The 16,096-nt window shown below is 66.3% G+C and carries 17 protein-coding genes; 8 read left to right on the top strand and 9 right to left on the bottom strand.

Annotated features, from left to right (window positions below; genetic code table 11):
* Nucleotides 1–45: 45 nt before the first annotated feature.
* A complete protein-coding gene (lipB, locus tag HDC95_RS03410; RefSeq protein ID WP_259061763.1) occupies nucleotides 46–684 on the top strand; it encodes a lipoyl(octanoyl) transferase LipB in 639 nt (212 codons plus the stop codon).
* Complete coding sequence (lipA, locus tag HDC95_RS03405; RefSeq protein WP_259061762.1) at nucleotides 681–1,673, top strand: lipoyl synthase; 993 nt, start codon at nucleotides 681–683, stop codon at nucleotides 1,671–1,673. Before lipB ends, lipA begins: the two co-directional genes overlap by 4 nt.
* Nucleotides 1,674–1,699: 26 nt before the next feature.
* Here the strand turns inward: lipA and HDC95_RS03400 are convergent, their stop codons facing one another.
* Nucleotides 1,700–2,200 (bottom strand): DUF2004 domain-containing protein, encoded by a 501-nt coding sequence (locus HDC95_RS03400; protein ID WP_259061761.1) that lies wholly within the window; start codon nucleotides 2,198–2,200, stop codon nucleotides 1,700–1,702.
* Between the two features lie 21 nt (nucleotides 2,201–2,221).
* Nucleotides 2,222–3,097 (bottom strand): signal recognition particle-docking protein FtsY, encoded by an 876-nt coding sequence (gene ftsY / locus HDC95_RS03395; RefSeq protein ID WP_259061760.1) that lies wholly within the window; start codon nucleotides 3,095–3,097, stop codon nucleotides 2,222–2,224.
* A gap of 33 nt (nucleotides 3,098–3,130) precedes the next feature.
* Here ftsY and HDC95_RS03390 point away from each other — a divergent pair, with 33 nt between their 5' ends.
* The gene (locus HDC95_RS03390) at nucleotides 3,131–3,835 is read left to right on the top strand and encodes an alpha/beta fold hydrolase (protein ID WP_259061759.1); all 705 of its coding nucleotides are present in this window, start codon (nucleotides 3,131–3,133) and stop codon (nucleotides 3,833–3,835) included.
* A 71-nt stretch (nucleotides 3,836–3,906) separates the two neighbouring features.
* Here HDC95_RS03390 and smc read toward each other — a convergent pair whose 3' ends face one another.
* Nucleotides 3,907–7,458: a chromosome segregation protein SMC gene (gene smc, locus HDC95_RS03385; protein WP_259061758.1), complete on the bottom strand. Its 3,552-nt coding sequence runs from the start codon at nucleotides 7,456–7,458 to the stop codon at nucleotides 3,907–3,909.
* A 514-nt stretch (nucleotides 7,459–7,972) separates the two neighbouring features.
* Here smc and HDC95_RS03380 point away from each other — a divergent pair.
* The 5 genes from HDC95_RS03380 (at nucleotide 7,973) to HDC95_RS03360 (ending at nucleotide 12,564) form a co-directional block, all read left to right on the top strand.
* Nucleotides 7,973–8,257, top strand: a complete 285-nt coding sequence (locus tag HDC95_RS03380) for a hypothetical protein (protein ID WP_259061757.1) — start codon at nucleotides 7,973–7,975, stop codon at nucleotides 8,255–8,257.
* Between the two features lie 26 nt (nucleotides 8,258–8,283).
* On the top strand, nucleotides 8,284–9,372 hold the full coding sequence (locus tag HDC95_RS03375; protein WP_259061756.1) for a GNAT family N-acetyltransferase: 1,089 nt from the start codon (nucleotides 8,284–8,286) through the stop codon (nucleotides 9,370–9,372).
* Nucleotides 9,369–10,445 carry a GNAT family N-acetyltransferase gene (locus HDC95_RS03370; RefSeq protein ID WP_259061755.1) on the top strand — a complete coding sequence of 359 codons (1,077 nt, stop codon included), beginning with the start codon at nucleotides 9,369–9,371 and terminating at the stop codon, nucleotides 10,443–10,445. The genes HDC95_RS03375 and HDC95_RS03370 overlap by 4 nt, the downstream gene beginning before the upstream one ends.
* A 107-nt stretch (nucleotides 10,446–10,552) precedes the next feature.
* On the top strand, nucleotides 10,553–11,248 hold the full coding sequence (locus tag HDC95_RS03365; protein WP_259061754.1) for an ABC transporter ATP-binding protein: 696 nt from the start codon (nucleotides 10,553–10,555) through the stop codon (nucleotides 11,246–11,248).
* Entirely contained in the window at nucleotides 11,245–12,564 is a 1,320-nt protein-coding gene (locus tag HDC95_RS03360; protein ID WP_259061753.1) for a permease, read from the top strand. The genes HDC95_RS03365 and HDC95_RS03360 overlap by 4 nt, the downstream gene beginning before the upstream one ends.
* Nucleotides 12,565–12,580: 16 nt before the next feature.
* Here the strand turns inward: HDC95_RS03360 and HDC95_RS03355 are convergent, their stop codons facing one another.
* From HDC95_RS03355 to coaD, 6 genes are all read right to left on the bottom strand, one after another.
* Nucleotides 12,581–13,195 (bottom strand): HAD family hydrolase, encoded by a 615-nt coding sequence (locus HDC95_RS03355; RefSeq protein WP_259061752.1) that lies wholly within the window; start codon nucleotides 13,193–13,195, stop codon nucleotides 12,581–12,583.
* A 9-nt stretch (nucleotides 13,196–13,204) separates the two neighbouring features.
* A complete protein-coding gene (gene mutM, locus HDC95_RS03350) occupies nucleotides 13,205–14,071 on the bottom strand; it encodes a bifunctional DNA-formamidopyrimidine glycosylase/DNA-(apurinic or apyrimidinic site) lyase (RefSeq protein ID WP_259061751.1) in 867 nt (288 codons plus the stop codon).
* Complete coding sequence (gene rnc / locus HDC95_RS03345) at nucleotides 14,064–14,756, bottom strand: ribonuclease III (RefSeq protein WP_259061750.1); 693 nt, start codon at nucleotides 14,754–14,756, stop codon at nucleotides 14,064–14,066. The genes mutM and rnc overlap by 8 nt, the downstream gene beginning before the upstream one ends.
* 17 nt (nucleotides 14,757–14,773) lie before the next feature.
* On the bottom strand, nucleotides 14,774–14,983 hold the full coding sequence (gene rpmF / locus HDC95_RS03340; RefSeq protein ID WP_033104540.1) for a 50S ribosomal protein L32: 210 nt from the start codon (nucleotides 14,981–14,983) through the stop codon (nucleotides 14,774–14,776).
* Between the two features lie 2 nt (nucleotides 14,984–14,985).
* Nucleotides 14,986–15,483 carry a DUF177 domain-containing protein gene (locus HDC95_RS03335; protein WP_259062206.1) on the bottom strand — a complete coding sequence of 166 codons (498 nt, stop codon included), beginning with the start codon at nucleotides 15,481–15,483 and terminating at the stop codon, nucleotides 14,986–14,988.
* Nucleotides 15,484–15,590: 107 nt separating this feature from the next.
* Entirely contained in the window at nucleotides 15,591–16,088 is a 498-nt protein-coding gene (gene coaD / locus HDC95_RS03330; protein ID WP_259061749.1) for a pantetheine-phosphate adenylyltransferase, read from the bottom strand.
* Between the last annotated feature and the right edge of the window lie 8 nt (nucleotides 16,089–16,096).

Below are 16,096 nucleotides of genomic sequence, written 5' to 3'. Positions count from 1 at the left end.
GAAGAGTATTGTTAGACCGCATCCAACAATAGGTGAAAGGCGACCATGCTCGACATCCTCACTGCCGGACTCGCTCCGGCATACGTCCCATATCTCGATGGGTGGGAACTGCAGCGCGGCATCCATCGAGATGTCGTCGACGGCACGCGTCCCGACACTCTGATCCTGCTCGAGCACGAAGCCGTCTACACCGCGGGCAAGCGCACCGAGCCGCAGGAGCGTCCGCAGGACGGCACGCCCGTGGTCGACGTCGATCGCGGCGGAAAGATCACCTGGCACGGACCAGGCCAACTCGTCGGATACCCGATCGTGCGCCTGCCAGAGCCCATGGACGTCGTCGCGCACGTGCGGCGACTGGAGCTGCTGCTGATCGACATCCTGCGCCCGCTCGGCGTCGACGGTTACCAGGTCGACGGGCGAAGCGGCGTGTGGGTGCGCCGCCCTCTCTCCGAGGACAAGGTCGCAGCGATCGGCGTGCGCGTGCAGCAGGGTGTGACGATGCACGGTTTCGCGATCAACTGCGACAACACGCTCTCCGGATTCCGCGGCATCATCCCGTGCGGCATCTCGGATGCCGGCGTCACGACGGTCAGCGAAGCGGTCGGGCGTGATGTCTCGCCCGCCGACATCGTTGACGCGGTCGCTGAAGCGTTCGCCGTCGAATACGAAGGAGTTCCCGCGTGAGCGCCGCTGCCCCCGAAGGACGCAAGCTCCTCCGGCTGGAGGTCCGCAACGCCGAGACGCCGATCGAGCGCAAGCCGGACTGGATCAAGACCAAGGCGAAGATGGGGCCGGAGTACACGGCACTGCATTCGCTCGTGAAGGAAGAAGGCCTGCACACCGTCTGTCAAGAGGCGGGCTGTCCGAACATCTTCGAGTGCTGGGAAGACCGAGAAGCGACATTCCTCATCGGGGGCTCGCAGTGCACGAGGCGATGCGACTTCTGCCAGATCGACACCGGCAAGCCTGCCGACTACGACACGGACGAGCCACGCCGCGTCGCCGAGAGCGTCACCCGCATGGGACTGCGCTACGCCACGGTCACCAGCGTCGCCAGGGATGACCTCCCCGACACCGGCGCCTGGCTCAACGCCGAGACGGTCCGTCGGATCCACGCAGAGAATCCGAACACAGGCGTGGAGCTGCTCGCCAACGACCACAACGGCGACCCGGCCTATCTCGGCCAGATCTTCGATGCGCGCCCGGAGGTGTTCGCGCACAATGTCGAGACGGTCCCGCGCATCTTCAAGCGCATCCGGCCCGCATTCCGTTACGAGCGTTCCCTCGGAGTGCTCACCCAGGCGCGCGATGCCGGTCTCATCACGAAGTCGAACCTGATCCTCGGCATGGGCGAAGAACCGAAAGAGGTCGTGCAGGCGCTGCAGGATCTGCACGACGCCGGCTGCGACATCATCACGATCACCCAGTACCTGCGTCCCACGCCCCGGCACCTGCCGGTCGCGCGCTGGGTGAAGCCCGCGGAGTTCGTGGAGTTCAAGGAGGAGGCCGAGCGCATCGGATTCCTCGGAGTCCTGGCCGGGCCGCTCGTGAGGTCGTCGTACCGCGCTGGTCGGCTGTGGGCGCAGTCGATGCTCTCCAAGGGCCGCGAGATCCCCGCTCACCTGTCTCACATCTCCGACAGCGCCGATCTCGGTTTCGCGCAAGCGGTGTGACGCTCGGTTATGAGCGGCGGTTGACGCTAGTCGCCGCTCATGACCGACTGCACCGAGCCGTCTGAGGAGAGGTTGACCAGGAGCACATCGTCGGTGTTGTCCGGGTCGAGGGCATATTCGAGAACCGCGAACGGCTCCGATCCGCCGTGCTCGTCGGCGAGGATCGTCATGCTCATGAGACGCATCGAACGGATGATGTCGACCGCCGGGTCCGCGCTGACGTCGACGAGCACATCTTCGAGCTCATCGCCGTACGCCTCCTGCTGCTGCAGGATGTACTCGGTCACCTCGCTCGCGCGATCGTCCACTTCGGCGAGCATGCCGCGTCGTGCGGCACCGTCGACTTCTTCGAGTCCTGAGATCAGCGCAGCGGCGATGTCGAGCGCGTCGGGCGAGACGTCATCCTGATCAGGCGCGGTGAGATCCACTGTCACCGCCTGGTCGCCCAGGTCCACCGTCTCGGACCAGAAGATCGATCCGTCCGGCCCTGAGGACAGGAGCCCGAAGTAGTCGTGTTCGATCGCCATAACGCTATGAAACCAGTCCGATCACTGACCGACAAGAGATGCCACGAAGACGTGTGGCGTGAATCCGGTGAGGTCGTCGATTCCCTCACCTTGACCGAGGAGTTTGACGGGGATGCCGGTGCGCTCCTGCACAGCGAGGACGAAGCCGCCCTTCGCCGAGCCGTCAAGTTTGGTGAGCACGAGTCCGGTGACCCCGGCGTGCTCGAGGAAGGCCTCGGCCTGCATGACGCCGTTCTGTCCCGTGGTCGCATCGAGTACCAGCAGCACCTCGCTGATCGGCGCCTGCTTCTCGATCACACGGCGGATCTTCGAGAGCTCATCCATGAGCCCGCCTTTGGTGTGCAGGCGTCCGGCAGTGTCTATGATCGCGATCTCGATGCCCTCGCGCTGGGCGTACTCGATGGTCTGATAGGCGACGGAAGCCGGATCCTGGCCCTCCTGCTGCGGGCGGACGACAGCCGCTCCCCCGCGCTGCGCCCAGGTCGCCAGCTGATCGACAGCGGCCGCACGGAACGTGTCGGCGGCGCCGACGACCACACTGCGCTGGTATCCGCGCAGGAACTTCGTGAACTTGCCGATGGTCGTCGTCTTGCCGACGCCGTTCACTCCGACGACGAGCACGACGGCAGGACGCTCGGTGAGCTTGAGGGTCGTGTCGAACTTCGCGAAGTGCTCTTCGAGCGTCTCGCGGAGCATGCGCTGCAGATCCTGTGGATCGGTGGTGCGGTAGCGCACGACCTTCTCGCGAAGTTCTTCGACGATCCGCTCGGAGATGTCGGGACCGAAGTCGGCCGTGATCAGCGCTGTCTCAAGGTCTTCCCACGTCGTCTCATCGATCGTGGGCTTGACGAACATGCCGCGCAGCGCGCGACCGAGGGACCAGGACTTCTCCGCCATGCGTCCAGCCTACGGTGCCGGTACCATCGCGGGATGCAGCAGCTCCCAGCCTTGCGTCGCGTGTTCATCCACGGTGCCGGCCGGCGCGGTCGCGATGCCTGGCCGGATTCGGATGCCGCGGCCGGAGGCTTCGTGAGCTTCGAGCCCGGCTCGAACATCCAGGACCAGGTCGAGACGCTGATCAACGCATACCCGGGTGCGCGCGTCCTTCTCCATGCCCACTCGATCGGCGCTGTGCCGGCTGTGCTCGCGGCAGCATCCGGCCGGCTCGATGTCGCAGGGCTCGTGCTCGTCGAACCCGCCTTGTACGACATCGCCCGTGGCGAGCCCGCGATCGAACGGCACATTGCGATCGTGACGGAAGCGCGCGCACAGACGGAAGACGAGAACCTGCAGGGGTTCTGGGCGATCTTCCGGCCGCTCATGTTCGGCGAAGCATTCGATGCAGACAGCTGGGATGCGGAGCGCGCGGCTGCTCGGCAGTGGGCGACAAGCAACGTCCCGTGGGGCCACGGTGTTCGGATCGGCATGACCACCGGCATCACGATTCTCGTCGTCACTGGAGGGTGGAACGACGAATACGAGACGATCGCCGGTGTTCTCACCGGGCACGGTGCCCGGCACATTGTGCTCGAAGGCGCGACTCACCGCCCGCAGGACCTACCGGGCTTCGCGCCTGCCGTCGAGCAGTTCGCGCGCGCCATCACGGCACCGAGCACAACCTCGGATCTGGACTGAGACACTCCGCCGTATGCGGACTGTGCTCGGCATGTCGCCCCGCGGGTCCGCAGTTGTGCGCGGCCGCAGGCTCAGCTCGCTGCGGCGGCCCTGTCGCCCACGCGCTGACCGACGACCGCCGATACGCCGTCCTGGCGCATCGACACGCCGTAAAGGGCGTCGGCGATCTCCATGGTGCGCTTCTGGTGTGTGATCACCAGCAGCTGGGAGCTCTCGCGCAGCTGTTCGAACACCGTCAGCAGGCGTCCGAGGTTCGCGTCGTCGAGCGCCGCTTCCACCTCGTCGAGGATGTAGAACGGACTCGGCCTGGCCTTGAAGATCGCCACCAGGAGCGCGACGGCGGCCAGGGAGCGCTCGCCGCCGGAGAGCAGCGAGAGCCGCTCGATCTTCTTGCCGACCGGCCGGACCGCCACCTCGATGCCTGTCGTGAGCATGTTCTCGGGATCGGTGAGCGAGATGCTGCCGGCCCCGCCAGGGAACAGAAGAGGGAAGACCTCCCCGAACGCACGCTGAGTGTCTTCGAACGCGCTGGCGAAGATCGTCTGCATGCGCTCGTCGAGATCGGCGATGATCGTCAGCAGATCCTGCCTGGTCTGGGTGAGGTCGGCCAGTTGCTCCGTGAGGAACGCATGCCGCTGCTCGAGCGCGGCGAACTCCTCGAGCGCGAGCGGGTTCACACGGCCCAGCTGTGCGAGCTTGCGCTCCGACTCCGCAAGTCGGCGCTCCTGCATGCGGCGGTCGTAGGGGATCGCAGTGGGGTCGATGTCGTCGATCGCATCGGGGTCCGCCTCGGCCAGTGGATCTCGCGGCACGGGCTGATCCGGACCATATTCCGCGACGAGAATATCTTCGTCGAGCGCCAATTCGGACGCCACGCGCTCGAGCAGGCTCGTCAGGTGCAGCTTCTTCTCGTGGATCTGCAGTTCGAGTCCGTGCACGCTCTCCGTGAGGCCGGCAAGGCGCTCCCGCAGCGAGTTCTCCTGCACTCGAAGTGCGGTGAGCTCCTCGTTCTGCGCTGATCTGGCGTTCTCCGCTTCGGTCAGCCCGACGCGAGCTTCCGTGACCGAGCGATCGAGGGAGTCGAGTATCCGCGGAAGCTCTGCCGCGACGGCTGCCGCTGCTTCACGCTGCGCTCGACGAATCACGGCTCGACGGGCAGCCTCGGCTGCGGCATCTCGCTCCTGCTCGCGCTGGCGTTCCAGGCTTGCAACGCGCGCTTGGGCGGCGCGCACGCGCTCTCGAAGCGTCTCGATCTCCAGCCGTGCGCGCACCTCGCTCTCGCGTGCGGACTCGAGGGCTTCGAGCAGCCCGTCCCTGGCCGACGCGTCGAGCACGGGTCGGGGCGTCGCCTGGGCCTGTTCCAGTGCCGACGCGGCCTCGTTCGCTGCCGACTCGGCGTCGGCCACGGCCGCCTGAGCCTGAGCGACACCGGCCTCAAGCCGCTCGCATTCTGCCACGGCCGACTCATGGCGCACCGTGACCCGATTGAGCTGCTCGGCATGCGTCGCCAGCGCTGCGTCGTGCTCGCGCAGCGCCAGCAATGCTTCTTTCGCCGCACGACGCGTCACATCCACTCGCTCGGATGCATCTTCGCGCGCTTCGCGCAGTGAATCCACGATCACACGCACCTCGGAGAGTCGCTCCTGCGCGGCGTCGCGCTCTGCGGTGAGCTCGAGCCGAGAGCGCTCGCCTCCAGAACCAGTGCGCAGCGTCTGAGCGGTGACGACGTCGCCACCGCTCGTGACGATCGTCACGGTCGTGTCATCCAGCGCATCCAGCACGGCGCGCGCACGTCGCGCCGCGGAGAGATCATCCGCGATGAGCACATGTGAGAGCACACCCAATACGCCATCCGGCGCGGTGACGACCTCGGTGGCGGGTATCACGCCCTCGACCGACGGAAGGGCACCGGTGGGCCGCGGTGCGGCGGCGAGCACGAAGTCGACCACGCCGCGCTGCTGCGCAGTGGACTCCTCGGCGAGCTCGAACGCCGCGCTCGCATCGTCGACGAGGACCCCCTCAGCGAGTGGCCCGAGCACAGCGGCGATGGCGGCTTCGTATCCGGCCCTGACCTGCACGGCATCCCCGACGAGGCCCCGTACGCCCGGCCCTCCGGCGCGCACGACCTCGGCAGCTCCGCCGGACAGCGACAGAGCGCTGCTGAGCGCCGACGCCTTCGCCGTCAATGACTCCGCCTCGCGCTCTACGGAGTGCAGTCGCTCGCGCAGCTCTTCGAGGTCGCTCTCAGCCGTCGTGGCTTCGCGCTGCGCGGTCTCGTACGCCGCGGCATGCTCGGCGGCTGTGCCTTCCGGTGCCTCGGCGTCATCGATCTGCTCGAGTGCGTCGGCGGCTTCGCGGCGCCGCTCGTTCGCAGCCTCCAGCGCCGCCTCCTGGCGCAGCACGGCGGCGCGGACTGCGGCCAGGGCTGACTCCGCTGCCTCTGCCGTGCCCCGTAGCGCCGTCAGCCGCATGTCGTGCTGTGATACGAGTGCGCTCTGCTCGGCGATGTCCACGTCGAGCGTGTCGAGCTCCGCCCGTGCATCCACGACTTCACGGGTCGCTGACACCGCAGCATCCTGAGCATCGCCGAGCCCGGCAGAGATCTGCGTGATCTCGTCCTTGGCCTCATCGATCGTCGCCTGCGTGACCGTCACCGATGTGACGGCTGCGTCGTCCTCTTCGGAGCCGAGCAGGGCGAGGCGCTGGTTCGCCAGCGTGTAGAGCGAGCGCATGCGCTCCTGCGCCTGCTCGAGTCCGAAGGTCACGCGGCGAGCCTCGTCGACGCCAGCCGAATTCTGATCTGCTTCGAGTTTCGCGATGCCGGCGCGCACCGTGCCGGCCTGATCGGTGAGCACCAGGCGTTCCGTGTGGCGCTCCTGCTCGGTGCGCGTGTGGTCGGCCAGTGCGGTGCGCAACGCCACGACATCGTCGGCGAAGATCCGGGCTTTCGCGTCTCGCACGACGGCGGCGATGGTCTGCGCTTCACGGGCGATCTCCGCCTGCCGGCCGAGCGGCTTGAGCTGGCGCCTGATCTCGCCGGCGAGATCGCTGAGGCGTGTGAGGTTGGTCTCCATGGCGTCGAGCTTGCGAAGGGTCTTCTCCTTGCGCCGACGATGCTTCAGGATGCCCGCGGCCTCTTCGATGAATCCGCGGCGGTCCTCTGGCGATGCCTGCAGCACGGTGTCGAGGCGCCCCTGCCCGACGATGACGTGCATCTCGCGGCCGAGGCCCGAGTCACTGAGCAGCTCCTGCACATCGAGCAGACGACAGCTGGATCCGTTGATCGCATACTCGCTGGATCCGTTGCGGAACAGCGTGCGGCTGATCGTGACCTCGGCGAAATCGATCGGCAGAGCGCCGTCGCTGTTGTCGATCGTCAACTGCACCTCGGCGCGTCCCAGGGGCCCGCGCGTCGAGGTCCCGGCGAAGATGACGTCCTCCATCTTGCCGCCGCGCAGTGTCTTCGCCCCCTGCTCCCCCATCACCCAGGCGAGGCCGTCGACGACGTTCGACTTGCCGGAGCCGTTCGGACCGACGATGCACGTCACGCCGGGTTCGAAGACGAAGCTCGTCGGCTGCGCGAATGACTTGAAGCCTTTGAGCGTCAGGCTCTTCAGATGCATGCGGGCACCGCTCGTCCAGGGAGAATCACGCCTCAACGGTACCGAAATCGCGGCAGGAACCCGGCATCCCGCGCGGCGCACCGGTCGATCGGCGCACATCGCGACACGCCGAGCAGACGGTTGATGCTTGACGTTCCCGTTGTCGAACCAGTAACTTGTCAAATCGGATCGCTCACGAAAGGAGGACGCTCATGATCACTACGCACAACACCGCAGCCGGCTTCACGCTCGGCGCGGCGCGTTTCGCGGATCAGCCGTCCTCTTCGTTCGACGCCCTCCGAAACACGCTGTCGTAGAACCGCTGCCTGAGAACTACGGCCCTTCGTGGGCCTTCTCCGCCGGTTCCCGCCGCTGACACGTCGGTTTCTCACCGCCGTCCCGCATCGGTCGACGTCGTCGATCTGTTGCCTCTCCCCGGCGAGTGTCTCCCCATCCGAGACACTCGCCCCACGCGCCACCGATGCATCGGCGTCGGCGGACCCCCGCAGGTAATCGACAGGAAACGAGAACTCTCGTGAGTAACAACACGCTGCTTCGCAGCACTGCCCATCCACCATGTCCCGAGGAACAGGAGATCTTCGAGATCACCGTTCCCACGGACCGGACCGAACTGGCGGTCACCGACCGTCTCTCCCTTCGCATCGGCCTCTGGCTGCTGCTGAGGACCCAGCGTCCGCGCAAGGCTCCGGCCCGCGCGCTGACGCATGAAGAAGTCATGCGAATGTTCGAGACGAAGAGCGCCACCGAGCGTGAATCCCTGGCGATCCTCGCCTACCAGGTGCAGCGCCACCTGTTCTGATCGACGCGTAGACGAGGAGATCGATCATGAACATTCGACTGACAGAAACCGTGACGCTGCATCCGCTCGTGCTTCCCGCACGGGCGGATGCCGCGGCATCGCCTCGCTTCCTGGAGTACGCAGATGTGCGTAACCGATCGATCCGGGATGTCACAGGTCGCGACGACGACCAAATGACTCCCCGCGAGCTCCTCCCGGTGCTGCGCTCGAGCGCAGACACGACCAAACTGCAATGGGCCATCACTGTCGACGACGAGATGGTCGGCGTCGCACCACTGAGTATCTTGGGCGACGACGAGGGGAAGACTGCGATCCTGGTCGTCAGCCTGCTCCGATCGTTCTGGGGACGAGGCATCGGCGCCGCGACGCTGCCCCATCTCGAAATGGCTGCATATGCTGCCGGAGTGCGCCGGCTGCTGACGTGGGTCGAGCACCCAGCTTCAGAAGACGCCCCGCTGGCCTCTCCCACCGGTTTCGGCGAGATCCCGAAAGATCACGCCGCGCGCTTTCTGCTCCGCCACGGGTACACGCTGGAGCAGGTGGAACGAGTGAGCACCCTCACCTGGTCGGATCCGCTAGTGCAGCGAATCCGTAATCTGCGGGCGAGCGCCGCAGACCAGGCGAGCGGCTATCGCGTCGTCCAATGGAAGCTGCCGACACCGGACGAACACGTAGCAGGCTACGCCTGGATGAAAGAGCACATGTCGACCGACGTACCTGACGCCGAACTCGGGATGCCTGCGGAGAAGTGGGACGCTGGTCGCGTCGCACGCCACGACGAGCGATACATCCAACGCGGAACGACTGTGCTCGTGACCGCAGCGCAGCACATCGCCACGGGCGAGCTGTGCGCATACAACGAGCTCGCCATCGGTGGCGATCCCACAGCCGCCACGCATCAGGAAGACACTCTGGTGCTGGCATCGCACCGGGGCCATCGGCTCGGAATGCTGGTGAAGTCGGCAGGTCTGCTCACCTGGCACGAACAGCATCCGGATTCGCCGACAGTCATCACCTACAACGCAGAAGAGAATCGACCCATGCTTGACATCAACGAGGCGATCGGATTCGCGCCGATCGCCTACGAGGGCGCCTGGAAGAAGGAGCTGACATGAGCGAGATCATCATCACCGACCTCGTGGTACCCGAGCGCCTTGACGCACCCGAAGCGGCCGAGTTCCACGCGATGGTGGCGATCGGCAACCGGCAGGCGGAACTGGATGCCGGCATCGACGACCTCGTGGAGACCGCCGAGGAACAGTTGCCGTCGTGGAGAGATCAGACCGATCGGAGCCACCGCGGATTCATCGCACGCCGAGACGGCGAGATCGTCGGCGCCGCCTACCTGTCGACCGCCAACGATACGCAGGCCACGTCGGCGGAGATGGGCGTGATCGTGATACCGCCGCACTGGGGAAGCGGAGTGGAGCAGGCGCTGTTGGATCGTGTCGAGCGCACCGCCCGCGAGCTCGGCCGCGCGAGCGTGCTGACTTGGACGCTGCATCCGGCCACCTCGGATGAGCGGATGCTGACCCCCACGACCGGCTGGGGTCGCGTCGCGGCGACTGCACTCAGCGATCTCCTGAGCGCAAACGGGTACGTGCTCGAGCAGGTGGAGCGCAACAGCATCCTGCCGCTGAATGGACCACTGACGCTGGCAGAGGAGAAACTGAAGGCTGCCACCGCATTCGCCGGCGACGACTACCGCATCGTGTCATGGACTCTCCCGACGCCCGAGCCCCTGCGCGCCGGGTACGCCGATGTGATCTCACGGATGGCGACAGACGTGCCCAGCGGCGACCTCGACATCGACGAGGAGGCCTGGGACGCGGATCGCGTCGTCCGCCACGATCAGAACCTCGCCGCCGGCGGACAACTGCTCTCGGTCGCAGCGGTCGAACACGTTCCCACCGGGAGGCTGGTGGCGTTCAACGAGCTGGTGATCGGTGCCGACCGCGCCGGCGTCACTCACCAGTTCGGCACGCTTGTCGTGAAGGAGCATCGAGGGAAGCGGCTCGGCACGATCGTGAAGTGCGCGAACCTGCTGCGCTGGCGCGACATCGCTCCGGACTCGCCGAAGATCTCGACCTTCAACGCCGAGGAGAATCGTCCGATGCTCGACATCAACGAGGCCATCGGATTCGTACCCGCCTCATACGCGGGTGCATGGCAGAAGAAGCTCGACTGACGCACGGACTGATCGGTTGAAGGTCATCCTCGCGGTGTATCTTCGACCGGCCGGGTTCCGTCTGCAGACCGACGACACGGCGGATGCCGGCGACGAGGCTGGGGGGTATGAACACTCCTGTCCTCCATGCTCAGTCGCTGACCAAGACGTTCGGCGCCACCACCGCGCTGGCCGGCGTCGACCTCGTCGTCGGACGCGGTGAATCCGTCGCCATCATGGGCGCGTCAGGGTCAGGCAAGACGACGCTCCTGCACGTGCTGGCCGGCATCACGGCGCCTGACACCGGCACCGTGATCTTCGCTCCCGCGACGGGCGCACCGGTCGACATCACCACCAAGAATGAACGCGAGCGGTCACGGCTTCGTCGGGAATCCTTCGGGTTCGTCTTCCAGCAGGGACTGCTGATACCAGAGCTCACCGCGATCGAGAACATCGCCCTCGCCCTCATGATCAACGGCACGTCCCGGCGAGTCGCGCTCGAGCACGCAGCGGGCTGGATGGCCTCGCTCGGTCTCGCGGGGATGGAAGAGCGCCGTATCGGGGAACTGTCCGGAGGCCAGGCGCAACGCGTCGCCATCGCGCGCGCTCAGGTCACCGGCGCAGAGCTGGTCTTCGCCGACGAACCCACCGGAGCGCTGGACTCTCAGACCTCCGACGACGTGATGGACGCCCTGCTGTGGTCGACCACAGGTCAGGGACGGACCCTGCTCGTCGTCACCCACGACGGCGAAGTGGCCGCACGCTGCTCACGCACCGTGCACGTGCGCGATGGTCAGATCGTCAGCACGGCGGTGTCCGCGTGAACGCCAGGGTTCTCGCGCTCCTGCTGCGACCGACGCCAGGACAGGGAGCCGCGCTGGCGTTGCCTGCGATCGCGTTCGCGCTGGTGACGACACTTGTGCTCACCGTCGTCGGCGGCGCGCAGAAGTTCTGGAGCTGGACTGATCCGGATGCCGGGCTCTATCAGGCGCTCGCTGCCATCGCCCTGGTGCTGCTGGTCGTGCCGTTGGCGACGCTGGGCGGCGCGGCCGCGCGGCTCTCGGCCCGCAGACGTGACGAACGGCTGTCGACGCTTCGCCTGCTGGGGGTCTCCCCTGCCGGCGTCACCGGCGCGACGGTGCTCGAGTCGACGGGTGTCGCTGCCGCTGGATCTCTGGTCGGCGTTCTCGGGTATCTCGCCGTGGTTCCGTTGATCGGCCTCATTCCGTTCCGAGGTGAGATGCTCGGGGCAGCAGCGATCCTGCTCCCGCCGGTCAGCCTCCTCGCGGTCGTCGGCGGTGTCATCCTGCTCGCCGGCATCAGCGCCGCCGTCGGCCTTCGGCAGGTCGTCATCTCTCCGCTGGGCGTGCGCACGCGCTCTGCTGTGCCGCGCGTGCATTGGGTGCGCGCTGTGCTCGCCGCGGTGATCATCATCGGCGCGTTCGTGTTCGTGCAGGTCTTCCCTGGCACGGCGGGGCTCGTCGTGACCATCGCGGTGCTCGCCGGAATGTTCGCCCTGGCACTGGCGGTGCTGAATCTCATCGGTCCATGGGCGTTGAAGGTGCACGCGACGCGCGGACTTCGCCGAGCGGAGATGCCGGCCCGGCTGCTCTCCGCGCGATTGGTGCTCGACTCGCCCAAGGCCGCATGGCGTCAAGTGAGCGGCATCTCGATGGCGAGCTTCATGGCCGTCTTCGCCGGTACAGGTGTCGCACTGATGAACACCGTGAGCGCATCGGAATCGGCGGAGAATCTGACACTCGCCGCAGACATCCGCACCGGCCTGATCATCACGCTCGTCGCCTCGTTCCTGATCGTCGCCGTCTCGGTCGGGGTGAACCAGGCGGCCGGCATTCTGGACCAGCGCGATCTGCATCGCAGTCTGCACTTTCTCGGGGTTCCGTTCGGGACAGTCGATGCCGCTCGCACACGCGCCATCATGTCACCTCTGCTGTTCACCGCCCTCGGCTCGGCTGTGTGCGCTGCGGTGCTGGTGTTCCCGCTGGTCGGCATCGCCGTGGTCGTCGCACCGTTGTCGCTCGTGACCATCGCCGCGGTCGTCGCGCTGGGAATAGCGCTCGTCTGGCTGGGCGTCCGCGTGACGCGGCCGCTGCTCGGCAAGGCGTTTCAGCCCGCCTGAAGACACGCGGCGGCACTCACTCCACGAGAAATCGCTCGATCGCATCGATGGTCGTCGTGTTGTCGGAGTGCAGGAGGGCGCGGATGCCGAGCGCCTGCGCCGCGTGCACGTTCGGCGGGTTGTCGTCGATGAACAGCACCTGGTCTGCAGTCGTGTTCATCCGAGCGAGGGCCTGTTCGAACGCACGGGCGTCCGGCTTGAGCACACCCTGCTCGTGGCTGTAGCAGATCGGATCGAACACGGCGGAGAGCCCGAAGCGCCGCTCCTCCTCCTCCCTGGCCCCGTCGCCGGAGTTGGAGAGGATCGCCAGGCCGACGCGGCCATGCAGGGAGCGCGCATGATCGAGCAGTTCGGTGTTCTCCTCACCGCAGTACGCGTCCCACAACTCCGCACGCATCGACGCGACCTCCGCCTCGGAGAGGTGCAGCGCATCGGCCATGCCCTGCCAGTGCTGTTCCTCGACTCCCGCGTTCACGGTGGTGTCCGGCAGATCAGCCGCGAGCAGTCGCGCGTCATACTCTTCGGGCTTCAACCCGAATCGATCGGACCACGTGACCCGCAGCTCCGTCGGCCAGGAATGGTCATCGACGATCTCGATGACGCCGCCGATGTCGTAGAGGATCCACTTCATCCGGGCAGACTATCGCGCCGCACGCTGGCATCTCGGGCAGTAGTGACTCGAACGGTTCATGAAGGCCTCGCGCACGATCGCTCCCCCGCAACGCGGGCATGGCTGCCCTACGCGGCCATAGGCATTGAGGGAGTGGGCGAAGTATCCGGCCTGACCGTTGACGTTGACGTACTGCGCGTCGAAACTCGTACCGCCTTCGGCCAGAGCCTTCTCCAACACCAGCCGTACCTCGGAGAGCAGGCGTCGCACAGCCTGCGCTGACAGTGCACGTCCCAAGGACTCCGGATGAATGCGCGCTGCCCACAGCGCCTCGTCCGCGTAGATGTTGCCGACGCCGCTGAGGAGCGTCTGGTCCAGCAGAATGCGCTTGATCGCGCTGGTTCGACGACGCACGGCGGCGATGAACGAGGTGTCGTCGAACGCAGGATCGAGCGGATCTCTGGCGATGTGACTCACCTGCGAGGGGATCAGCTCGTCACCGTCGGCGACGAGAGCGTCGACGGCGAGCGAGCCGAAGGTGCGCTGATCGGCGAACACGACGGCAAGCTCTCCATGGCGCGGATGCTGGATGCCGAGGCGGATGCGCTCGTGCCGCTCGGCCGGAGCATCCGGAGCACGCAGCAGAAGCTGCCCGCTCATCCCCAGGTGCGCGGTCAACGCCGCCGTGCCCCCGCTGAGCGGAAGCCACAGGAATTTCCCGCGCCGCGCGGCACCCAGCACCGACGAGCCCTCAAGCCTTCCGACGAAGTCGGCGGCGCCTGCAGCATGCCGAGTGAGTGCTCGTTCGTCGAACACCGACGCGCTGACGATCGTCGCGCCGATGACAGCCGGTGCGAGGCCGGCACGCACGACCTCGACCTCGGGAAGTTCAGGCACTCTCGCTGAGGAAGCGCCAGGCGCTGAGCGCCGCCGCCATCTCGGCGGTCTTCTTGCTCGTGCCGTCGCCGGTCATGCGCACCTCGCCGACCTCGACCGTCGCGGTGAATCGACGATCGTGATCCGGCCCGCTCGACGTCACGGTATAGATCGGAGGTGTGGAGCCCAGACGGGCGGCGAGCTCCTGAAGACTCGTCTTCGGATCCATCGCGGCGCCGTAGCGCTCAGGGTCGGCGAGCAGTGGCTCGGTGAGCCGTAGCACGAGTTCGGTCGCCGCCTCCGGTCCGGCCGACAGATAGGTCGCACCGAAGACAGCTTCCATGGTGTCGGCAAGGATCGAATCCTTGTCACGCCCACCGGTCTGCTCTTCGCCGCGGCCGAGCAGCAGGTGCTCACCGAGACCGATGCCGCGGGCGACCTCTGCAAGGGCGACGGTGGAGACCACGCTCGCTCGTCGTTTCGCGAGCTGCCCCTCGTCTAGACCGGGGTGCGTCGTGAACAGCATGACGGTCACCGCCTGCCCGAGCACTGAGTCACCGAGGAACTCGAGTCGCTCGTTGTGCGGAATGGCCCCGTGCTCGTACGCGTACGAACGGTGAGTCAGCGCCAAAGCGAGCAGCTCAGGGTCGATGTCGACCCTGAGCTTCTCGGCGAGAGGTGCCGTCCCCCCTGGGACCTCTGTCACGATCGCGAGACCGTGGTTCAGACGTCGGCGACCTTGCGGCCCTTGTACTCCATGAACAGCTCGGTCCCCTGCGAGTCGGTGACGACCTTCGCCTGGTGGGGGCGGCTGTAGACGGTCTTGCCGTTCTCAACGGTCTTGACGAGCGCGATGGGCGCTGCCTTCCACTGCGCGCGGCGCGAGCGGGTGTTGGAACGGGATACCTTGCGCTTCGGGGGGTTACCAGCCATGGCTAACTCTCTTCTGTGTTCTCGGGACCACGGCTCTCTGCCGCACTCCCCTGGTCTGTGATCTGTTGGAGCGCACTCCACCGAGGATCGATGGGAGCGTCATTCTCCGCCCCGGTGCTTCTGGCCATCCGTTCGCCCGTGATCGGGTCGAGCCCCGGGCAATCCGGCTGACACACCGGCTGAAATGGAAGTGCCAGTACGGCCGCTTCCCTGACAAGAGTTTCAAGATCCACGTGGTCGTCTTGAACCTCGAAGTCAGTTTCTTCATCACCAGGATACGCGAAAAGCTCCTGGAACTCGACTTCGACAGGCTCGGTGATGTCTTTCAGGCATCTTCCGCAGACGCCCTTGTACTCGGCATCCACCGTTCCCGAGGTGAGAATGCCCTCGTGGACGGACTCGAGGCGCACGTCCACGTCGATATCGGAGCCGGCTTCGTACGAGACGATGCCCTCACCCCACTGCTCTTTCAGGGTGACGGAGAACTGGTGCTCCCGCATCTCGCCGGGATGTCGGACGATATCGCGTACGGGCACCACGAATGGGCCGTTGAGTCGGGTCTTCACGCTTTCATGCTACCCGCGGATGCTGAGAACGGGGCCGCACGTCATAGACCGCGTGCGCCGGTATCGAGGAAGGCCGCGACGGCGCGAGGTACGAATGGCGCGATATCGCCGCCCAGACCTGCGACCTGGCGCACGAGCGAACTCGAGACCATCGCGTGCGAGGGATCCGGCAGCAGGAACACCGTCTCGATGTCGGCGAGGTGGCGGTTCACGATTGCCATCGGCGACTCGTAAGCCACATCTATCTGCGAGCGGATGCCCTTCACGAGCACGCCAGCGCCGACGTCGCGAGCGTAGTCGACCAGAAGTCCCATGCTCCATGATCCGATGACGACGTTGCCGCTGATGCCGTCCTCGGCGATGGACTGCTCCAGCAGCGAGAGTCGCTGAGCGATCGGGAGCATCGCCTCTTTGCCCGGATTGTGCACCACGAGAACATGCAGTTCGTCGTACAGCTTCGCGGCCCGACGGATCACATCCAGATGGCCGAGGGTCGGCGGGTCGAATGAACCAGGGACGACGGCGATCCGGCTGCTCATGCCACCAG

Source organism: Microbacterium sp. AK031 (genome assembly GCF_024807145.1).
GTDB lineage: Bacteria > Actinomycetota > Actinomycetes > Actinomycetales > Microbacteriaceae > Microbacterium.
The sequence above is the reverse complement of the archived record's forward strand: the minus strand, read 5'-3'. Positions and strand labels throughout refer to the sequence as shown.